The organism is Pararhodobacter zhoushanensis (assembly GCF_025949695.1).
GTDB classification, from domain to species: domain Bacteria; phylum Pseudomonadota; class Alphaproteobacteria; order Rhodobacterales; family Rhodobacteraceae; genus Pararhodobacter; species Pararhodobacter zhoushanensis_A.
Genome location: NZ_JAPDFL010000001.1, coordinates 1,340,391 through 1,360,157, shown reverse-complemented (window position 1 = coordinate 1,360,157; position 19,767 = coordinate 1,340,391). Strand labels below are relative to the sequence as shown.

20 protein-coding genes are annotated in these 19,767 nt (G+C 66.2%); 8 read left to right on the top strand and 12 right to left on the bottom strand.

Going from position 1 to position 19,767, the window contains the following annotated elements; translation table 11 throughout:
* Positions 1–95: 95 nt before the first annotated feature.
* Entirely contained in the window at positions 96–1,466 is a 1,371-nt protein-coding gene (locus OKW52_RS06710) for an aminotransferase (protein ID WP_264505036.1), read from the bottom strand.
* A 108-nt stretch (positions 1,467–1,574) separates the two neighbouring features.
* On the opposite strand from OKW52_RS06710, the gene doeB reads away from it, so the two are divergent.
* Positions 1,575–2,567, top strand: a complete 993-nt coding sequence (gene doeB / locus OKW52_RS06705) for a N(2)-acetyl-L-2,4-diaminobutanoate deacetylase DoeB (RefSeq protein ID WP_264505035.1) — start codon at positions 1,575–1,577, stop codon at positions 2,565–2,567.
* A 90-nt stretch (positions 2,568–2,657) separates the two neighbouring features.
* Here the strand turns inward: doeB and OKW52_RS06700 are convergent, their stop codons facing one another.
* Positions 2,658–3,107 (bottom strand): hypothetical protein, encoded by a 450-nt coding sequence (locus OKW52_RS06700; protein ID WP_264505034.1) that lies wholly within the window; start codon positions 3,105–3,107, stop codon positions 2,658–2,660.
* A gap of 66 nt (positions 3,108–3,173) precedes the next feature.
* On the bottom strand, positions 3,174–4,181 hold the full coding sequence (locus tag OKW52_RS06695; RefSeq protein ID WP_319800455.1) for an alkane 1-monooxygenase: 1,008 nt from the start codon (positions 4,179–4,181) through the stop codon (positions 3,174–3,176).
* Positions 4,182–4,297: 116 nt separating this feature from the next.
* Between OKW52_RS06695 and ftsY the strand changes: the two genes are divergently transcribed.
* Entirely contained in the window at positions 4,298–5,320 is a 1,023-nt protein-coding gene (gene ftsY / locus OKW52_RS06690; RefSeq protein ID WP_264505033.1) for a signal recognition particle-docking protein FtsY, read from the top strand.
* A 5-nt stretch (positions 5,321–5,325) separates the two neighbouring features.
* On the opposite strand, the gene OKW52_RS06685 is transcribed toward ftsY, so the two are convergent.
* Positions 5,326–5,808, bottom strand: a complete 483-nt coding sequence (locus tag OKW52_RS06685) for an MgtC/SapB family protein (RefSeq protein WP_264505032.1) — start codon at positions 5,806–5,808, stop codon at positions 5,326–5,328.
* 106 nt (positions 5,809–5,914) lie between these two features.
* Between OKW52_RS06685 and OKW52_RS06680 the strand changes: the two genes are divergently transcribed.
* Complete coding sequence (locus OKW52_RS06680) at positions 5,915–6,814, top strand: DMT family transporter (protein ID WP_264505031.1); 900 nt, start codon at positions 5,915–5,917, stop codon at positions 6,812–6,814.
* Here the strand turns inward: OKW52_RS06680 and OKW52_RS06675 are convergent.
* A complete protein-coding gene (locus tag OKW52_RS06675; protein WP_264505030.1) occupies positions 6,811–7,812 on the bottom strand; it encodes an LLM class flavin-dependent oxidoreductase in 1,002 nt (333 codons plus the stop codon). The genes OKW52_RS06680 and OKW52_RS06675 overlap by 4 nt on opposite strands.
* A gap of 142 nt (positions 7,813–7,954) precedes the next feature.
* Here OKW52_RS06675 and OKW52_RS06670 point away from each other — a divergent pair, with 142 nt between their 5' ends.
* The 4 genes from OKW52_RS06670 to ptsP all read left to right on the top strand — a co-directional run bounded on the left by OKW52_RS06670 (position 7,955) and on the right by ptsP (position 12,466).
* Positions 7,955–8,380, top strand: coding sequence for a DUF1178 family protein (locus OKW52_RS06670; protein WP_264505029.1), 426 nt, complete (start codon positions 7,955–7,957; stop codon positions 8,378–8,380).
* 125 nt (positions 8,381–8,505) lie between these two features.
* The gene (locus tag OKW52_RS06665; RefSeq protein ID WP_264505028.1) at positions 8,506–8,700 is read left to right on the top strand and encodes a hypothetical protein; all 195 of its coding nucleotides are present in this window, start codon (positions 8,506–8,508) and stop codon (positions 8,698–8,700) included.
* A 91-nt stretch (positions 8,701–8,791) separates the two neighbouring features.
* Positions 8,792–10,054, top strand: coding sequence for an aspartate kinase (locus OKW52_RS06660; RefSeq protein ID WP_264505027.1), 1,263 nt, complete (start codon positions 8,792–8,794; stop codon positions 10,052–10,054).
* 162 nt (positions 10,055–10,216) lie between these two features.
* On the top strand, positions 10,217–12,466 hold the full coding sequence (ptsP, locus tag OKW52_RS06655; protein WP_264505026.1) for a phosphoenolpyruvate--protein phosphotransferase: 2,250 nt from the start codon (positions 10,217–10,219) through the stop codon (positions 12,464–12,466).
* Here the strand turns inward: ptsP and OKW52_RS06650 are convergent.
* Complete coding sequence (locus OKW52_RS06650; RefSeq protein ID WP_264505025.1) at positions 12,439–12,951, bottom strand: GNAT family N-acetyltransferase; 513 nt, start codon at positions 12,949–12,951, stop codon at positions 12,439–12,441. The two genes, ptsP and OKW52_RS06650, sit on opposite strands and share 28 nt — an antisense overlap.
* A gap of 137 nt (positions 12,952–13,088) precedes the next feature.
* On the opposite strand from OKW52_RS06650, the gene OKW52_RS06645 reads away from it, so the two are divergent.
* Positions 13,089–13,697 carry a flavin reductase family protein gene (locus OKW52_RS06645; RefSeq protein ID WP_264505024.1) on the top strand — a complete coding sequence of 203 codons (609 nt, stop codon included), beginning with the start codon at positions 13,089–13,091 and terminating at the stop codon, positions 13,695–13,697.
* A 14-nt stretch (positions 13,698–13,711) separates the two neighbouring features.
* On the opposite strand, the gene OKW52_RS06640 is transcribed toward OKW52_RS06645, so the two are convergent.
* The 6 genes from OKW52_RS06640 to OKW52_RS06615 are packed head-to-tail and all read right to left on the bottom strand — an operon-like array spanning position 13,712 to position 19,731.
* Positions 13,712–15,244, bottom strand: a complete 1,533-nt coding sequence (locus OKW52_RS06640) for an FAD-binding oxidoreductase (RefSeq protein WP_264505023.1) — start codon at positions 15,242–15,244, stop codon at positions 13,712–13,714.
* 2 nt (positions 15,245–15,246) lie between these two features.
* Complete coding sequence (locus tag OKW52_RS06635) at positions 15,247–15,780, bottom strand: DUF1697 domain-containing protein (RefSeq protein WP_264505022.1); 534 nt, start codon at positions 15,778–15,780, stop codon at positions 15,247–15,249.
* Positions 15,770–16,366 (bottom strand): GNAT family N-acetyltransferase, encoded by a 597-nt coding sequence (locus tag OKW52_RS06630; protein WP_406622194.1) that lies wholly within the window; start codon positions 16,364–16,366, stop codon positions 15,770–15,772. Before OKW52_RS06630 ends, OKW52_RS06635 begins: the two co-directional genes overlap by 11 nt.
* Positions 16,366–17,628 (bottom strand): M16 family metallopeptidase, encoded by a 1,263-nt coding sequence (locus OKW52_RS06625; RefSeq protein WP_264505021.1) that lies wholly within the window; start codon positions 17,626–17,628, stop codon positions 16,366–16,368. Before OKW52_RS06625 ends, OKW52_RS06630 begins: the two co-directional genes overlap by 1 nt.
* Positions 17,625–19,040 (bottom strand): threonine synthase, encoded by a 1,416-nt coding sequence (gene thrC, locus OKW52_RS06620; protein WP_264505020.1) that lies wholly within the window; start codon positions 19,038–19,040, stop codon positions 17,625–17,627. Before thrC ends, OKW52_RS06625 begins: the two co-directional genes overlap by 4 nt.
* Positions 19,041–19,050: 10 nt before the next feature.
* Positions 19,051–19,731 (bottom strand): SURF1 family protein, encoded by a 681-nt coding sequence (locus OKW52_RS06615; protein WP_264505019.1) that lies wholly within the window; start codon positions 19,729–19,731, stop codon positions 19,051–19,053.
* Between the last annotated feature and the right edge of the window lie 36 nt (positions 19,732–19,767).

The window sequence follows — 19,767 nt, the reverse complement described above, 5'->3', positions numbered from 1 at the left end:
CCCCCTCTTCGCTTGTCGCGAATTCACCCCCGAGGATATTTGAAGACAGATGATAGGGGCGCGGTTAACGGGGTGTTAACCGCGCTCTTTTCGTCTCAGCCGAGGGTGGCGCGCAGGGCCTCGCCGGTGACGCGGGCGATCTGGTCGGCCTCGTCCGTGGTCAGGCAGAGCGGCGGCGCGAAGCCCAGCATGTCGGCTTGCGGCATGGCGCGGGCGATGACGCCGCGTTTGAGCATCTCACCCGCGACCTTGGGCGCAACGCTGCCCATCGGGTCAAAGCTGGCGCGGGTGGCGCGGTCCGAGGTCAGCTCGACCGCGCAGAGCATGCCTTCGCCGCGGATCTCGCCGACATTGGGGTGATCGCCGACGGCATCGGTCATGGCGCGGCGCAGATAGGCGCCGACCTTGCCTGCGTTTTCGACCAGACCCAGTTCGTCTATCAGCTTGAGGTTCGCCACGCCGGCCGCCGCGCCGATCGGGTGGGCGGAATAGGTCCAGCCATGGCCGAAGACGCCGTTCTCATCGGTGCCCTGGCACAACACGTCCCACATCTTGGTGCCGACGATGGAGCCCGAAAGCGGCGCGTAGGCCGAGGTGAGACCCTTGGCGATGGTGATCAGGTCGGGCTGCAAGCCATAGTGCTGCGAGCCGAACATGGTGCCCAGACGACCAAAGCCGGTGATCACTTCGTCGACGATCAACAGGATGTCGTGGCGCTTGAGGATCTCCTGCACGCCCTGCCAGTAGCCGACCGGCGGCGGGACGATGCCGCCCGTGCCCAGCACCGGCTCGCCGATGAAGGCGGCGATGGTGTCGGCCCCCTCACGCGCGATGGTTTCTTCCAGTTTGGCCAGCAGCCAGGCGGTGAAATCGGCCTCAGTCATCGCGGGATCGGGGCGGCGGTAGTAGAAGGGGGCCTCGGTGTGGACGACCTGCGACAGCGGCAGGTCGAACTTCTTGTGGAACAGCTCGAGCCCGGTCAGCGAGCCGGAAACCAGCCCCGAGCCGTGATAGCCGCGCCAGCGCGAGATGATTTTCTTCTTCTGCGGCAGGCCACGGATGTTGTTGTAATACCAGACCAGCTTGATGTTCGTCTCATTCGCATCCGACCCGCCGAGACCGAAATACACCCGCGCCATGCCCTCGGGCGCGCGGTCCATGACCATCTTCGACAGGGTGATCGAGGCTTCGGTCCCGTGACCGGCGTAGGAGTGGTAATAGGCCAGCTCGTGCGCCTGTTTGGCGATGGCATCGGTGATCTGCCGCCGCCCGTAGCCCGCGTTGACGCAATAGAGCCCGGCAAAACCGTCGAGCAGCCGGTTGCCGTCGCGGTCGGTGATGAACACGCCCTCGCCGCCGGTGATGATGCGCTGCGGGGCCTCGCCGCGGGCGAACTGGCTCAGATGGGTCGAGGGGTGGAAAAAGCTCTCGCGGTCCCAGTGGGCGAGTTGGTCGTTGGTCAGCATGGCAGGCCTCCTGTGGTTGCGGGCAGGCTAACGCGTTCAGCCGCTGGCGTGAACCCTCTGGCCTTGGGCGCGCGGGCGCGGCAGGATGGGCGCAAATCAGGAGGTTTGATGCCCGCCAATCCGATCCGCCCGACCCTGTCGCTGGATGCGCCCGGCAAACGCCATGGCTTCCTCAAGCTGCCCTATTCGCGCAACGACAGCGCCTGGGGATCGGTGATGATCCCGCTGACGGTGATCGTGGGCGCACCCGGCCCGACAGCGCTGCTGACCGGGGCAAATCATGGCGATGAATACGAGGGGCCTATTGCGCTGCAAGCCTTGGCGCATGAGGTCGAGGCCGAGGAGGTCACGGGTCGGCTGATCATCGTGCCGTATTTCAACTTCCCCGCCTTCACGGCGGCGAGCCGGGTCTCGCCCGTTGATCAGGTCAACCTGAACCGCGCCTTTCCCGGTGCGCCCGATGGCAGCGTGACGCAGAAGATCGCCCATTACTTCAACGACACGCTGGTGCCGCTGGCCGATCTGGTGGTCGACTTTCATTCCGGCGGCAAGACGCTGGATTTCCTGCCCTTCGCCTGTGCGCATTACCTTGATGACCCCGTGCAGCAGGCCGCCTGCGTCGCCGCCGTCGAGGCGTTCAACGCGCCCTGGTCGCTGATGCTGCGCGAGATTGATGCGGTGGGGATGTATGACACCGCCGTCGAGGCGCAGGGCAAGGTGTTCGTGACCACGGAACTGGGCGGCGGCGGGACGGCCTCGGCGCGCACGGCGCGGATCGCGCGGCGGGGGCTGCGGAATGTGCTGATCCACGGCGGGATGCTGAGTGGCGCGCCTGAGGTTGAGCCGTCGGTGATGCTGGAGATGCCGGATGACGCCTGCTACCATACCGCCCCGGCCTCTGGCCTGATCGAGCCTTTGGCTGATCTGGGCGACCCCATCGTGCCGGATCAGCCACTGGCGCGGATCTGGGCGACCGATTGCACCGGCGAACAGCCCGTGACGGTGTTTGCCCAACGCGACGGGGTGCTGGCGGCGCGGCATTTTCCGGGGCTGGTGCAGCGCGGGGATACGCTGGCGGTGCTGGCCGTACCGCAGCGCTGAGCTGCCAATTTTCCGACCACGCAATGCAAGACGGGCGCGGGGTTTCCCCTGCGCCCTGTCACAATTGCCACATCTGCGATTGGTCAGACGTTAGACGCCAACCTCTGGACCCATACAGCTGAGCGGGGCGCTGGATTGCTCGACCTCGTACAGCTCGGTGGTCGGACCATCGGGCCCCTGAAAGACGCCGCGCAGCCCGTCGCTGGTGGCATAGAAGGACCAGCATTGCTCATCCGTCGGGTCATTGTCGTAGAGGAAACAGATGTTGCCGTTGCGCTCGTACCAGACGCCGTCCTGACATTCCTGATCGCGAAACGCCCAGCGGACGCGGCGGTCGGGCAGGTATTCCTCGGTCCCGTAGGGCGTGCCCGAGAAGTTGTAGCTCAGCGTCCGCCCCTCGGTATAGGCTTGGAATTCTTCGGCGCCGATGGGCCGGCTCATTTCTTGCGCAAGGGCGGGAACGCTGAGGGCCAGCAGCAGCGCACCGGCAAGGCGCAGCGCTGAGGGGCCACAGTTGGGCATCAGGAACGGCAGGGTCATGGGCACCTCGGTCGCAGGACTGATGCACTGTGCCAGAGCGATTGCGAAAGGGCCAGCACCCCGCCGTCACGATGCCGCGATACGCTGCACTGCGTCCAGACGCGGGTTCATCACGCGGCGCCACAGCGGCGGCACCAGTGCGACCAGTGCCATGGCAGGCAAAGGCGCGGGCAGCATCGCGGCCCCCATTGGCATCTCAAGCTGCGGATAGGGCCGGGCAGGATGCGCGTGATGGTCGGAATGGCGCGGCGCGTTCAGCGTCACCGCCGCCGAGTACCACCCCGCCGCGTTCCAGCTATGCGCCGGGCCGACCGGCTCGAACCGGCCATCGGGCCGCTGCGCCCGGCGCAGACCATAGTGCTGCACGTAATCCGACACCAGCAGCTGCGACTGCGCATGGGCACAAAGCAGCGCATAAACCAGCAGCCCCCGGGCCCCGAACACCGCGAAGGCCGCCAGCATCAGCAACACTGCCCCGCCAACATAAAGGGTATAGGGATTGCGCCGCCCTGCCCCGCGCCGCCGCAGCGCCTCTTCCGCCGCGTAGCCAGCCCGAAAGCTGCCGATCCAGGCGCGCGGCAGAAACCGCCAGAACCCCAGCCCGCGCCGCGCCGAGTTGGGGTCTGCGGGCGTCGCCACATGCGTGTGATGCACCAGCCGGTGGGCCGAGACATGGTGCCCGAACAGCAGCGCCACATAGACCGCCGTGCCCAGCCGCCTGAGCCATTGGTTCGAGCGGTGGATCAGCTCATGCGCCGCCGGGTTGCCGATCTGGCCGAAGAACAGCCCGAACCCGATCAAGCCCGCCACCCAGTCCACCCCGTGCAACCGCCCGGTCAGCGCCCAAAGCGCCAGCGGCAGATAGGCCAGCTGCACCAGACCCAGCACCGCCAGCAACCCGTCCCCGGTGGGCAGCTCGCCCCCCTCAGAGGGGCCCGGCAGCCGGTCCATCACCAGCCACAACAGCCCGACCGACACCGGCGCCGCCCAGATAAACCAACCGCCCCACATCGCGCCCAGCAACAGCAAGGCGGCCGGGGTCAGGGTGGCGATGGCATAGGCGATCAGCTGCATGCGGCCATCATAGACCGCGGATGCGCCACACAGAAGAGGGTGAGGCCCCTTCCATCTGCGGCCCGCAAAGGCTAACTGCAGGATGCAAACAAAGGCCCAACCGGCACGGAGGCCCCATGTCCTTTTTCGGCAAACTCAAGGAACGGATGTTCCGCTCCTCCTCGAAACTCGATGAGGGGCTTGATGCGCTCGTCTCGGCGGATGCCACGTCTGCGCTGGACATCCCGCCCGCCAGCCCCGCCGCTCCCGTCGAGATCGCCAAGCCCGGGCTGCTTTCGCGCCTGACCGGCCGCAGCGACGCGCCGCGCCGGGTGCTGGATGATGCGTTTGTCGAAGAACTCGAAGACCTGCTGGTGCAGGCCGATCTGGGCGTTGAAACCGCGCTCAAGGTGACGGCCAACATCGCGGCGGGCCGCTTTGGCCGCCGCGTCAGCACGGCCGAGATCAAGGAAGCCCTTGCCGACGAGATCACCCGCATCATGGAACCCGTTGCCCGGCCCATGCCGCTGTACCCCAAGCGGCCGCAGGTGGTGCTGGTGGTCGGCGTCAACGGCGCGGGCAAAACCACGACGATCGGCAAGCTGGCAAGCCAGTTCCGCGCGGCGGGCAAGTCGGTGATCATTGCCGCTGGCGACACCTTTCGCGCCGCTGCGGTCGAGCAGTTGCAGGTCTGGGGCGACCGCGCAGGCGTGCCGGTGATGACCGCGCCCGAAGGCTCGGACCCCGCCTCGCTCGCCTTCGACGCGCTGACCCGCGCGCAGGCCGAAGGCGTGGACCTTCTGATGATCGACACCGCAGGCCGCCTGCAGAACCGCGCCGATCTGATGGAGGAACTGGCCAAGATCGTCCGCGTCATCCGCAAGAAAGACCCCTCTGCGCCGCATAACACCCTTCTGGTGCTCGACGCGACCACCGGCCAGAACGCCGTCACGCAGGTCGAGGTCTTCCGCCAGATGGCCAATGTCACGGGCCTGATCATGACCAAGCTCGACGGCACCGCGCGCGGTGGTGTGCTGGTGGCGCTGGCCGATCGCTTTGGCCTGCCGATCCATGCCATCGGCGTCGGCGAGCAGATCGACGACCTCGACGCCTTCGATGCGCGGGATTTCGCAGCGGCGCTGACGGGAAGCCCGGACTGAGCGGCTCAATCCCCGGACTTGTCCTTTTCGACCAGCCGCAGCATGGCCAGAACAGCCACCACGATCAGCGTGGCCATCAACGCCAGCGATTCGCGCCCGGTGCCGCAGCCCAGCCCGACAGCGCCCGCCAGCCACAGAGAGGCGCCGGTGGTGACGTTGCGCACTTCACCCTTGGAGGTGAAGATCATCCCCGCCGCCAGAAACGCCACACCCGCCGTCACCGCCTCGATCATGCGCAGGGGATCGTTGCGCTGCTCGCCGGCGGTGCCGAAATCCAGCGCGCTGATCTCCAGCCCCAAAATGACGAACAGGCAGGCGGCGACCGAAACCAGAATATGCGTCCTGAGCCCGGCGGCCTTCTGACGCCACTCGCGCTCGATGCCGATGGCAGCCCCCAGCACCAAGGCGCTCAACAGGCGCAGCAGCGCCGCCGGGGTGGAGACGACGGAGCTGGCCGGGGCGAATTCGCTTGAGATAATGTCCCACATGCCCTTGTTGTAGGGCGGCGCGGGTTGGCGTCCAGTCCGTGTCGGTCTTGCCCCCGCCTGCCCTTGGGTGCAGAAGCACGAGGACCGCCCCCAAAGGTTTCCCGATTTGAGCAACTGGCTGATCGCGCAGGAAGGTACGCAGACGGGTCTTTACCTGTCGATGGCCTTCGCCCTTGCTGCCGCTGTCCTGCACGCGGTCTTCGGCGCGTTGCAGAAGGGCCGCCATGACCCGTGGATCTCGCGCGCAGGGATCGACGTCTTCACCTTCTCGCTCTCGGTGCCGCTGGTCCTGTTCGTCGTGCCCTGGCCCGAGCCGCATATGTGGCCGATCTTCGCCGGGGCCTGGGTGATTCATGTGGTCTACAAGGTCCTGCAGGCGATGACCTACACGCGCGGGGCCTATACGGTGGTCTATCCCGTCGTGCGCGGCACCGGGCCCCTGTTCGCGGTGATCGGCGCGGGGCTGATCTTTGGCGAGCATTTCAACGCCGTGCAATGGCTGGGCGTCGGGGTGCTGCTGGGCGGGATCTATGGGCTGGCGCTGTATAATCTGCGCAAGATCACCGTGAACCGTGAGACGCTGGTCCCGGCGCTGGGCTTCGCCGTCGCGACCGGGGCGATGGTGGCAATTTACACCACCTATGACGCCTACGGCATCCGGGCGACGGCGGACCCGTTCACCTTTCTGGCGTGGTTCTTCCTGATCGACAGCGTCTTCATGCCCGTGGTCTGCGCCCGGCGCATGATGGCAATGCCGCGTGAGGATCTGAGCAATCTGCTCAAGCGCGGGTTCTTTGGCGCGTTGGTCGCGTTTTGCAGCTTTGGCGGCATCATGCTGGCCACGCGGCTGGGGCCGGTCGGTCAGGCGGCGGTTCTGCGCGAAACCTCGACGGTGTTCGCCGCGCTGATCGGCTGGGTGATGCTGGGCGAAAGCACCGGCCCCCGCCGCGTCGCGCTGATGGCGATGATTGCGGCGGGGGCGGTGATCGTACAGCTGGCGGCTTAGGCCGGGGTCTTCACCAGCCCTTTGAGCACCTCGGACGCAATCTCGAACGAACGGATGCGCTTGGCCGGATCGTGGATCGCGCCGGTGAAGATCATCTCGTCGGGCCTTGTGCGCTCGATAATCGCCTTCAGTTCGGCTTCCAGCGTTGCCGGCGACCCCACAGCAGACACCGAAAACGCCCCCGACACCTGCGCCAGCAGCGGGGCCGGGATATGCTCGCGGATATCCTTGACCGGGCGCGGCAGTTTGCCGGGCTGACCGCTGCGCAACCGGGCAAAGGACAGCATCTGCGACGAGCGCAGGTAATGCGCCTCGTCATCGGTGTCGGCGGCAAACAGCCCGGCGGCGACCATCGCATAGGGCTTTTGCAGCCATTGCGAGGGTTTGAAGCGCGAGCGGTAGATCGCCAGCGCGTCATCCAGCGCAGCGGGGGCGAAATGCGAGGCGAAGGCATAGGGCAGGCCCAGATAGGCCGCCAGCTGCGCCCCGTACAGGCTGGAGCCGAGGATCCAGATCGGCACATGCGTCCCCGTCCCCGGCACGGCGCGGACCTGCGCCTTGGGGTCTTCGTCGCCCAGATAATGCAGCAGTTCGACGACATCCTGCGGGAAGGTATCCTCGCCCTGCATGTAACGCCGCAGCGCCTGCATCGTCGCGCCATCGGTCCCCGGCGCGCGGCCCAGCCCAAGGTCGATACGCCCGGGATACAGGGTTTCCAGCGTGCCAAACGATTCGGCTACGGTCAGCGGGGCATGGTTGGGCAGCATGATGCCGCCCGCGCCAACGCGGATCGTCTTGGTGTGGCCGGCGACATGGCCGATGACCACGGCGGTCGCGGCGCTGGCGATACCGGTCATGTTGTGGTGCTCGGCCAGCCAGAAACGGTTAAAGCCCAGCCGCTCACCCGCCTGCGCCAGCGAAACAGAGCCGCGCAATGCATCGGCGGGTGTGCCGCCCTCGGGCACGGTGGACAGATCGAGGATGGAATAGTGATGCACGGCAAGTCTCCTTTGGGCAAAAGGTAAACCGCAAAGGGCGGCGTACAAGCCCGGCATGCCGATGACGCGGCGGCGCGGCGAAGCGCTTGCAGGGGCTGGCGCAAAGACTATTTTAAGGATTGAGTGGCTCTATGGAGAGACAATGATCCGATACAGCCTGAAATGCGATCAGGGACACGCGTTCGAGAGCTGGTTTGCCTCGGCGTCGGGTTTTGACACGTTGAAAAAAGCGGGGCATCTGAGCTGTGCGCACTGCGGCAGCGCGCAGGTTGAAAAGGCGCTGATGGCCCCCTCGGTCGCCAATGCCGACGGTGACAGCACCGCGAAAGCGCTGACACCCGTCGCGGGCGGGCCCGAGGAAAAGCTCGCGGCCTTGCGGCGTCATGTTGAGGAAAACTCGGATTACGTCGGCACGGATTTCGTCAAACAGGCCCGCGCCATGCATCTGGGCGACGCCCCCGAGCGTGCGATCTGGGGCGAAGCGCGCTTTGAAGACGCCCGCGCGCTGGCAGAGGAAGGGGTTCCCGTCGCCCCGCTGCCGTTTATCCCCAAGGCCCGCACGAACTGACATCCGGCGACAAATCGCGCAGTTATCCGCGCATTCTTGGCTTGGTCAGGAACTTTTCACGATTTGGGCGCATTGTCTCTGTGTCTTGCTTGTCAACGAAGCCAGCCATGGAGAGAGGATCAACAATGCCGCGTATGTCCATGACCGCCCCGTCGCGTCCCGCGTCGACCGAAGGCCGCATTGACTGGGTCACGATGGGGGCCGCTGCTGCCTGTGTCGCCGTTGCCGCCACGATCTCGATCGCCTCTGGCGTTGCCAGCAGCGACGGTTTCGACGCCAGCCAGCGCCCGCAAACCCTGCTGCACGCCCGGGCTCTGTAAGGGGTTTCGCGACCCTTGCACCGCCCGCAGCCCGCGCGTAAGAGAAGCGCGCGTCGCACAAGGGGTGCCGCGCGCCTGTTGCGGGGGGTCTATGCCGATCCTGGTTATGAAATTCGGCGGAACGTCGGTGGCTGACCTGGGTCGGATCGCCAACGCTGCTGAGAAGGTGAAACGCGAAGTCGAGCGTGGCTATGACGTGATCGTCATCGTCTCTGCCATGTCGGGCAAGACCAACGAGCTGGTCAAATGGGTCAATGAGACATCGCCTTTTTACGACGCGCGCGAATATGACGCCGTCGTCTCGTCGGGCGAGAATGTCACCGCTGGCCTGATGGCGATGCGCCTGCAGGAAATGGGCATTTCGGCGCGCAGCTGGCAGGGCTGGCAGGTGCCGATCAACACCACGTCGGCGCATGGCGCAGCGCGGTTTGAAAGCATCCCGCGCGACAATATCGACGCAAAATTCGCCGAAGGCTTCAAGGTCGCCGTCGTGGCCGGTTTCCAGGGCGTCAGTCATGAGGGCCGCATCACCACGCTGGGCCGGGGCGGCTCGGATACCACCGCTGTCGCCTTCGCCGCCGCCTTCGACGCCGAGCGCTGCGATATCTACACCGATGTCGACGGGATCTATACCACTGATCCGCGCATCACCTCCAAAGCGCGCAAGCTGGACAAGATCAGCTTCGAGGAAATGCTCGAACTGGCGTCCTTGGGGGCCAAAGTCCTGCAAACCCGCTCGGTCGAGCTAGCGATGCGCTATAAAGTGCGCCTGCGGGTGCTGTCTTCGTTTGACGAAACCGATGAAACGTCCGGCACCTTGGTCTGTGACGAGGAGGAAATCATGGAATCGAAAGTCGTGTCCGGCGTCGCCCATTCGCGCGATGAGGCCAAGATCACCCTTTTCACCATCGAGGACCGCCCCGGCATCGCCGCCGCGATCTTTGGCCCGCTGGCCGATGCGGGGGTGAATGTCGATATGATCGTGCAGAACATCAGCGAAAAGGACTATGACGCGGCCCATGCGGGCGCTGTCACCGACATGACCTTTTCCTGCCCCGTCGATCAGGTCGCCCGCGCCAAGAAGGCGATGGAAGAGGCCCGCGCCGAAGGCAAGATCAAGTATGACGAGTTGATCATCGACACCGATGTCAGCAAGGTCTCGGTCGTCGGCATCGGCATGCGCAGCCACGCCGGGGTTGCGGCGCGGATGTTCAAGGCCCTCTCGGCCGAGAACATCAACATCAAGGTGATCGCGACCTCGGAAATCAAGATCTCGGTGCTGATCGACCGGCGCTACATGGAGCTTGCCGTGCAGATTTTGCACGACGCCTTCGCTCTGGATTCTGCGGCGTGACGGTGTGCAGGCAGTCGGCTCTGCCGACGCCTGCAATTCCGGCAGATGGAATGCGGCCCGGCGTCGCCGCGCTGCGGCGTCGCAAAGGCGTTTCCTTTCGGCCTTAAGTTGATCTAAGGTCCAGTCGCGCCACCCGATAAGATGGACAGGACACTCGCACCGATGCAGGACCGTAGCGAAAGCGATAGCCGCCGCCTTCTGCAGCGTCTTCGCGACACTCTGGCCGAACCCGGGCAGGGGCAAGAGCGGCTCGACCGCATCGTCGGGCTGATCGCCGAGTCGATGAATACGGACGTGTGCTCGATCTATCTGTTCCGCGACCGCGAGACGATGGAACTCTGCGCCACGCGCGGGCTCAAGGCAGAAGCCGTCCACCGCACCCGGCTGCGTCTGGGGGAGGGTCTGGTCGGCCGCGTCGCGCGCACCGCCACCGCGGTGAACACCGCCGATGCGCCCAGCGAACGCGGTTTCCGCTACATGCCCGAAACCGGCGAAGAGATTTACTCCAGCTTTCTGGGCGTTCCCATCCAGCGGCTGGGCGAGAAGCTGGGCGTTCTGGTCGTCCAGTCGAACGAAGCCCGCGCGTTTTCCGAGGATGAGGTCTACGCGCTGGACGTCGTGGCCATGGTTCTGGCCGAGATGACCGAACTGGGTGCCTTCACCAGCGAAGACACCACCATCGCCCGCCCCCACAAGCACCCGGTGATGCTGCGTGGCGGCTCGGGGCAAGAGGGCACGACCGAAGGCAATGTGTGGCTGCATGAGCCGCGCGTGGTGGTCACCAATCTGGTGAACGACGACCCGGTCGCCGAAAGCGAACGCCTGCGCGTCGGGGTCGAGCGGCTGCGCGTTTCGGTCAATGACCTGATGCAGGCCGCGGCCACCGGCGACAAGGAACACGCCGATATCCTTGAAGCCTACCGCATGTTCGCCAATTCGCGCGGCTGGCTGCGGCGGATGGAGCAAAGCATCGAAAACGGCCTGTCAGCCGAGGCTGCGGTCGAAAAAGAGCAATCCGACGCCCGCGCCCGCCTGCAGCAGGTGCCCGACCCCTATCTGCGCGACCGGCTGCACGATCTGGATGACCTGTCCAACCGCCTGCTGCGCATCCTGACCGGACAAGGCCGCGACACGGGCGCCACCATGCCCGACCGCCCGATCCTTGTGGCGCGCAATATCGGGCCGGGCGAGCTGCTGGAATACGGCAAACTGCTCAAGGGCGTCGTGCTGGAAGAAGGCTCGGTTGGTTCGCACGCCGCCGTGGTTGCCCGCGCGCTGGCGATCCCGCTGGTCGTGCATTGCGACGGCGTCACCACCGAGGCGCTGAACGGCGATACGATCATCGTCGATGGCGATGAGGGCGTGGTGCACCTGCGCCCCGATGAAAGCGTCGCCTCGGCCTACCGCGACAAGATCATCATGCAGACCCAGGCCGCCGCCCGCTTCGCCGCTCTGCGCGATCTGCCGGCGCGGGCGACCTGTGGCTCGCTGGTCGGACTGCACATGAACGCGGGCATCATGGCCGACCTGCCGTCGCTCAGCGGTTCTGGCGCCGAAGGCGTCGGCCTGTTCCGCACCGAGCTGCAGTTCCTGCTGCGCAATTCGATGCCACGCCGCTCGGATCTGGCCGCGCTCTATGCCCGCGTGCTCAAGGCCGCCGACGGCAAGCGCGTGGTGTTCCGCACGCTCGACATCGGCTCGGACAAGGTGATGCCCTACATGAACCGGCCCGAGGAGCCAAACCCCGCGATGGGCTGGCGGGCGGTGCGGGTCGGTCTGGACAAAAAGGGCGTGATGCGCATGCAACTGCAGGCGCTGATCCGCGCCTCGGCCGGACGACCGCTGACCGTGATGTTCCCGCTGGTCGCCGAAATGTCGGAATTCGTGCAGGCCCGCGAACTGCTTCTGCGCGAGATCGAGCGCGAGGCGCATCTGGGACACCTGCTGCCCGAAAAGCTGGAAGTCGGCGCGATGCTGGAAACCCCCAGCCTTGCCTTCGCGCCGGATGCGTTCTTCAAGATGGCCGATTTCATCTCCATCGGCGGCAATGACCTCAAGCAGTTCTTCTACGCCGCAGACCGCGAGAATGAGCTGGTGCGCCGTCGCTATGACACGCTGTCGACGTCCTTCATCACCTTCATCCAGAAAATCGTCCAGCGCTGCGCCGAGAACGGCGCCGCCCTCAGCTTCTGCGGTGAGGATGCCGGTCGCCCGGTCGAAGCCTTGACGCTGATCGGTGCGGGCGTGCGCTCGCTGTCGATGCGCCCGGCGTCGATCGGTCCGGTCAAGGATCTGATCCGCCGCGCCGATTGCTCGGTCGTGTCGTCGATCATCGAAGAGGCCAAGGCGCGCGGCGAAGAGCGCCTGCGCCCGTTGATCAATGATTACGTGCGCAGCCTGTCATCGCTCTGACCGATCTCCCAGCGCGTCACAGCGCCCGTGATCCCGTGCCACGCGCCCTCGGCCAGTTCCAGCCCCAGCACCCGGTCCGGGTTCGTCGGCGGCGGCATGAGAACGCCGGGCAGCCGCGTAAAGCCGAAGCGCTGGTAATAGGGCGCGTCGCCAACCAACATCACCCGCTCCCAGCCCAGCCGACGCGCCCGGCGCAGGCTCTCGCGGATCAACAGGCCCGCCAGCCCCTCACCCTGCCGCGTCGGGTGAATGGCGACCGGCCCCAGCAGCAGCGCCGCCGCACCGCCGACCCGCACCGGCCAGTAGCGGATCACCCCCGCCAGCGCCTCGGTTTCGTCCCAGAGCGCCAGACACAGCTCGGCGACCGGCGGCACGTCGTCGCGCAGCCGGTACGAGGACAGCGCCGTGCGCCCGGGCGCAAAGCACAGGTCATACAGCGCCTCGACTTCCCACCAATCGGCAGGCTCTTCCCGCTCCAGATCCAACCGCCCCTCCACCTCTGCCCGGATTATCCCTGCCCCGGCACCCGTGGGGGATGCGGAAAGGCTGGACTCGCCCCTAACACGCGTTAAATCCAAGATCAAATCCCCGCCGCACCCCAAGACCTGCCCCAAGGACACCCATGTTTTATCGCCCCGCCGATGGCCACGGCCTGCCCCACAACCCGTTCAACGCCCTCGTCTCGCCCCGGCCCATCGGCTGGATCTCGACCCGTGGGGCTGACGGCAGCGAAAACCTCGCGCCCTACTCGTTCTTCAACGCTGTCGCCTATGTGCCGCCGCAGGTCATGTTCGCCTCGACCGGCGCCAAACCCGACCGCGACAACACCAAGGACAGCATCGCCAACATCCGCGAAACCGGTGTCTTCTGCGTGAATGTGGTCTCCAAGGCGCTGCTGCACGCGATGAACACCACCTCCGGCCCCTGGCCCAAAGAGGTGGACGAGTTCAGCATGGCAGGGCTCGAGCGCACCGACTGCGAAACCATCGCCTGCTCGCGCGTCACCGCCGCGCCCGCCGCGCTGGAGTGCCGGGTGACGCAGATCATCCCGCTGCAGGGCAAGGCCAACACGCTGGTGCTGGGCGAAGTCACCGGCATCCATCTGCACCCCGATTGCCTGATCGACGGCCGCTTCGCCTATGAAGCCTTCACCCCCGTCGGCCGCCTCGGCTACCGCGACTACGCCTATGTCGACGACCCGTTCGAACTGTCCCGCCCCGGCGAAAGCTGAGACGACCAGCGCTTTCATCTTGCCGCAAATACGCCCACCCGTTCTCCACCCGCGCGCCCCTCGCCAAAAAGGCACGGGCGCGCGCGCGAGCGGGGGTGGGTGGGAGCGACGCGCGCGCGCCTACCCCCTCGCACCTCAGACCTGAGCACCGCGCCGGGGTTCAGGATGCCGCGCGGGTCGAGCGCGGCCTTGATCTGCCGCATCACTGCCAGCGCAACCGGATCGCCATAGCGCTCCAGATCGCCGGTCTTCAGCCGCCCGATACCATGCTCGGCGCTGACCGAGCCGTCGAAACCGGCCACCAGATCATGCACCGTTTCGATCACCTGCGCGCGGATCGGCTCATACTCGGCACGGTCACGGCCCTGCGCCGGGAAGATGTTGAAATGCAGATTGCCGTCGCCGACATGGCCGAAACAGTTGATCCGCATGTCACCCAGCGCTGCCAGCGCCGCCGTAGCCCGCTCGATAAAGGCCGGGATCGCCGCCAGCGGCACTGACACATCGTGGCTGGCGACGGCCCCGATCAGCCGGTTCGCTTCCGGAATCGCCTCGCGCAGCGCCCAGAACTGCGCGCGCTGCGCCTCATTACTGGCGATCACCCCATCGCTGACCAGCCCGTCCTCGGCTGCCGCCTCGAACAGCGCCTCCAGCTCGACCACCGGGTCCAGCGCCGCGATCAGACCGAGGTCGATCAACACCATCCAGTCGGGCACCTGTGCAAAAGGTTGCCGAACCTGCGGCAGCACCTCGGCCACGAATCGCGGCCCCTGCCCGGCCATCAGCTCGAACCCCGAGATCCCCTCGCCCAGCCGCGCCTGCGCCAGTGCCAGCAGTTTCAGCGCCGCCTCGGGTGACGGGACCACCAGCATCGCAGCACCCGTGCGCGCGGGCCGCTGGAACAGCCGCAGCGAGGCCGCGGTGACTACCCCCAGCGTGCCTTCGGAGCCGATCATCAGGTGCCGCAAGTCGTAGCCCATGTTGTTCTTGCGCAGGCGTTTGAGGCCATGGAGCACCGAGCCATCGGCCAGCACCACCTCAAGCCCCAGCGTCAGATCGCGCATATTGCCCCAGCGCAGCACGCCCGTTCCACCCGCGTTGGTGCCCAGCAGCCCACCGATCCGCGCCGACCCTTCCGAGCCCAGCGACAACGGGAACAGCCGGTCCACGTCAGCCGCCGCGGTCTGCACATCGGCCAGAATGCAGCCCGCCTCGGCCACCATCACATTGCCCGCAGGCTCGACCGCCCGAACCCGGTTCATCCGCTCCAGCGACAGGATCAGCGGCGCGGGGCCTGCACTCATCACCTGCCCGCCCACCAGCCCGGTGCCGCCGCCATACGGCACCACACCGACCCGTGCGGCCTGCGCGGCCTTCACGATGGTGGCGACCTCAGCCGTTGACGCGGGACAGGCCACCGCCCCCGCCTGCCCCAGATACCGCCCGCGCGGCTCGCGCAGGTAACGCTCCTCAGCGGGACGCAGGGTCCGGGCGGGCAGCGCCGCGTCCAGAGCGTCAAGAAAACCGGAATCGCAGGGGTTCAGCATGCTCACAGCTCCTGAGCCAGGGACGCGATGGCCTGAGCCACGCGCGCGTTGCGGACGGTCATCGGCACGGCCAGCCTGCGCTCGGCCTGCGCCGCCAATTTCGAGCGGCCAATCCCGGCGGGCGAATGCAGGTAAAACGCCGCCGGGGTCAGCGCACAGCGTTCGTCACCGGCTGCGAGTGCTTCCAGAACATGCACGCTAACGGCGCTTGAGCAGGCCAGAAACCCGATCGACACCTTACCCGGATCTTCGCCCGAAAACGGGTTCGCCGCCAGCACGCTCTCAAAGGCAGCACGGTCGAGCACCAGCGATTCGGGCGTAAAGGCAAACCGCGCGCCGATGCCTTGCGAGATCAGCGGACCCAGCCCGTCGCGCCCCTGCGGGTCACGGAACACCGCGTTGCCGCTCTGGATATGCGTGCGCACGTCGACCAGCCCCAGCCCCGCCAAAATCTCGCGCAGATCGGCCATCGGCAGTTTGCGGTGCGCGCCGACATTGACGCCCCGCAGCAGCAGGATGCGTGGGTCAGGCAACATCGGTGCGCCCGCGCCGGTCGCCGCGCAGGTTGGAATAGAGCACATGGTTGCGCCAGCGGCCGTTGATCTGCAGATAGCTCTGCGCAACGCCCTCATATTTGAAGCCGGACTTCTCCAGCACCGCGCGCGAGGCGGCGTTTTCGGGCAGGCAGGCGGCCTCGATCCGGCTGATGTCGAGCTGGGTGAAGGCGTGGTGCACCACGGCGCGCAATGCCTCGCGCATATAGCCGTGGCGCGCAAAGGGCTGGCCGATCCAGTAGCCCACCGTCCCCGACAGCGCCGGGCCGCGCCGGATGTTGTCCAGCGTGATCGCGCCCAACAGCTGCTCGTCGCTGCGCCGGATCAGGAACAGCGGCAGCGCCGTGCCCTGCTTTCGCACCCGTGACGCCCATTGCACCCGGCCGGTAAACGCCCGGCGTGTCAGATGGTCATCGGCCCATGTCGGCTCCCACGGGACCAGAAAACTGGCCGAGGCCTCGCGGATCGCGGACCACATGCGAAAGTCGGCGTGTTCGGGCAGGCGCAGGCTCAGCCGTTCGGTGTCCAGCCGGAATCGTCGCTTCGATGCCAGCAGGAAGCCGGACATTACGCCACCAACCTTTCGCGCAGCGCCTCCAGCGATGGCGCGGTGTCGACCGGACCATAGAGCGCCATCGACAGACGGCCTTCGCTGACCAGTTTTTCGGCATAGGTCTTGAGCGCGGTCAGGTCCACGGCGTCGATCCGCTCGACGGTCTCTTCAAGGCTGGGCACGCGGTCCCAGATCGCCAGCAGCCGCGCCAGACGCTCGGCCCGGCTGGACGGGCTTTCCAGCCCCATCAGCAGCCCGGCCTTCATCTGCGTGCGGGCACGGGCGACCTCGGCTTCGGTCAGGTCGGTGGTCGCGCGGCGCAGCTCGTCGATGGTCAGGTTGGCCAGATCGTGCACGTCCTTGGCCCCGGTGCCCGAATACAGCGTGATCGAGCCGGTATCCTCATGCGCCCCCGCCTGCGCGAAGGTGGTGTAGCACAGGCCGCGTTCCTCGCGCAGTTTCTGGAACAGACGCGAGGACATGCCGCCGCCCATCACGCCCGAGTACACCTGCGCGGTGAAGAGATCGGCGTCACGGAACGACGGGGCCTCGAACGCCAGCGCGAAATGGGCCTGCTCAAGGTCCTTGATCTCGCGCCGCTCGTTCATCTCGAATCGCGCGGGTTCGATCACCGGCAGGGCCACGGCGGGCAGGCTGCCGAACAGCGCCTCGGCCAGCTTGACCAGCGTGTCATGATGCACCGCACCCGAGGCCGCGAGGATCATCTGCCCCGGCCCGTAATGTCCGCCGACAAAGCTGCGCAGATCGGCGGCGCCGTAGTTGGCGATGCGCTCAGCCGGGCCCAGAATCGGGCGACCAATCGGCTGATCCGGGTAGGTCGCCTCTTGCAGCCAGTCGAAAATCACGTCGTCGGGCGTGTCCGCCGCCTGACCGATTTCCTGCAGGATGACGTGGCGCTCGACCTCGATCTCGCGTTGATCAAAGGCAGGGTTCAGCACGATATCGGCGATCACATCCAGCGCGAGGGGCACGTCGGCCTCAAGCACGCGGGCGTAATAGGCGGTCATTTCGCGGCTGGTATAGGCGTTGATATAGCCGCCGACATCCTCGATTTCCTCGGCGATCTGCAGGGCGGTGCGCTTGGCCGTGCCCTTGAACGCCATATGTTCGAGAAAATGCGCGATGCCGTTCTGGTCGGCTTTTTCGTGGCGCGCACCGGCGGTGACCCAGATCCCGACCGCCGCGCTGGCAAGTCCGGGCATGGGTTCAGTAACGATGCGGAAACCGTTGGACAGCGTCGTGATGCGATGCATCAAACCCCCGCCGCGTTAGAAGTCGTCACGTTGGAAATACGTTGCAGGATCAGCGCCTGCAGAGCGGCGCGGTCGTTGGGCATACGGGTAACGCGCTCCTCGCGCTGGAACAGATCGGCCATGCGCGGCGGCAGTGGCGGGCGGATGCCACTTGCGGCCTCGACGGCGTCGGGGAATTTGGCGGGATGGGCAGTGGCCAGCGTGATCATCGGGTTGGACCCGAGGTGATCTTCCGCCACGGCCACACCGACCGCCGAATGCGGGCAGAGCAATTCGGCCGACTGGGCCAGCGTCGCCTTGATGGTGGCCGAGGTTTCAGCCTCGCTCACCCGGCCCGAGGCGAAGACCTCGCGCAGGGCTTGCAGCGCGCCTTGGCTCACGGTGAACTGGCCGGTCGTCTTCAGCTCGTCCATCAACTGCGCCACGGCCTTGCCATCCCGCCCGTAAGCGTCAAACAGCGCCCGCTCGAAGTTCGAGCTGACCTGAATGTCCATCGACGGCGAGATCGACGGCGTGACGCCTTCGGTCTGGTACACGCCGGTGGTCAGGCAACGGTGCAGGATGTCGTTCTGGTTCGTCGCGATCACCAGCTTGCCGATCGGAAGACCCATCTTGCGCGCGATATAGCCCGCGAAGATGTCGCCGAAATTGCCGGTGGGCACGGTGAAATCGACCGCGCGCAGGGGCGCGCCAAGGCTGGTGGCGGCGCTGAAGTAATAGACCACCTGCGCCAGAACCCGCGCCCAGTTGATGCTGTTGACCCCGGCCAGCCGCACCCGGTCGCGGAAGTCGAAATCGTTGAACATGTCTTTCAGCAGACCCTGACAGGTGTCGAAATCGCCATCGACCGCCAGCGCATGCACGTTCGACTCGGCCGGCGTCGTCATCTGACGGCGCTGAACCTCGGACACGCGGCCATGCGGGAACAGGATGAACACATCGACATTGCTCAGTCCCTTGAAGGCCTCGATCGCGGCAGACCCGGTATCGCCCGAGGTCGCGCCGACGATGGTCACCCGGTCGCCCGACCGGGTGAGCGAGGCCTGAAACAGCTGACCGATCAGCTGCATGGCGAAATCCTTGAACGCCAGCGTCGGGCCGTGGAACAGTTCCAGCAGGAAATGGTTCGGCGCCAGTTGCTTCAAGGGCGCGCGGGCGGCATGGCCGAAACCGGCGTAGGCCTGCGCGATCAGGCTCTTGAATTCGGCGTCGGTGAAGGTCTCGCCGATGAAGGGCTTCATCACCCGAAAGGCGATGTCTTCATAGGGCAACCCGGCCATCGCCGTGATCTCGGCCTCGGTCAGGGTTGGAATGCTTTCGGGCACATAAAGGCCCCCGTCCCGTGCGAGGCCTGTCAGCATCGCCTGTTCAAAGGTCAGAACGGGCGCAGCGCCCCGGGTCGAAATGTACTGCATGGAGATATCCTTAGACCGTGCTGCGCCTCATACGCCAGACCAGCGCGAATGTCATCACTGCCCAGACGGCGGCCAGCATAAACCAGGTCATCGCGTATTCCAGATGGTCGTTCTTGATCGACACGGTGTTCATCGGCATCGTCATCAGCGGCGAGACGGCGGCGCTGTCACTGCTGGCGATGATCAGGAACGGCTCGGCGTTCAGAACGGCGGCGATCGGGGCCGGATCGCGGGCGAACCACAGCCCACGGCCCATGTCCGGCGCGGGGGTGAAACTGTCGGTCTCGTCGGGCCAGTCGAGGTTGCCGGTCACGGTCACGTCTTGCGAGACCAGCACCAGCCCGTCGCGCTGTGCCTCGGGTACATAGCCCCGGTCGACCAGAAGGCGGCGTCCGGTGTCGGTTTCCAGCACCTCGATCACCTGCATGCCCGGTCCGGCTTCGCGCTGGCTGGACAGGACATCCACCGACTCGCCGGTAAAACGACCATGGGCCAGAACGGGGGTGTAGCGGTCGCGCGATTCGACCGGTGTCTCGGGCACGGCGACGGGCTCGTTGTGGATGCGCGCCTCGATCTGGGCGATCAACGACTCTTTCCACGCCAGCCGTTTGATCTGCCACGTTCCCAGCGACAACAGGATCGCGACGCCCACGATGCCGAAAATACCCGCGCCGATCATTCGTGTGTTCACGATACCACTCCGTCGAATAGAGACGGGGGGCAGATA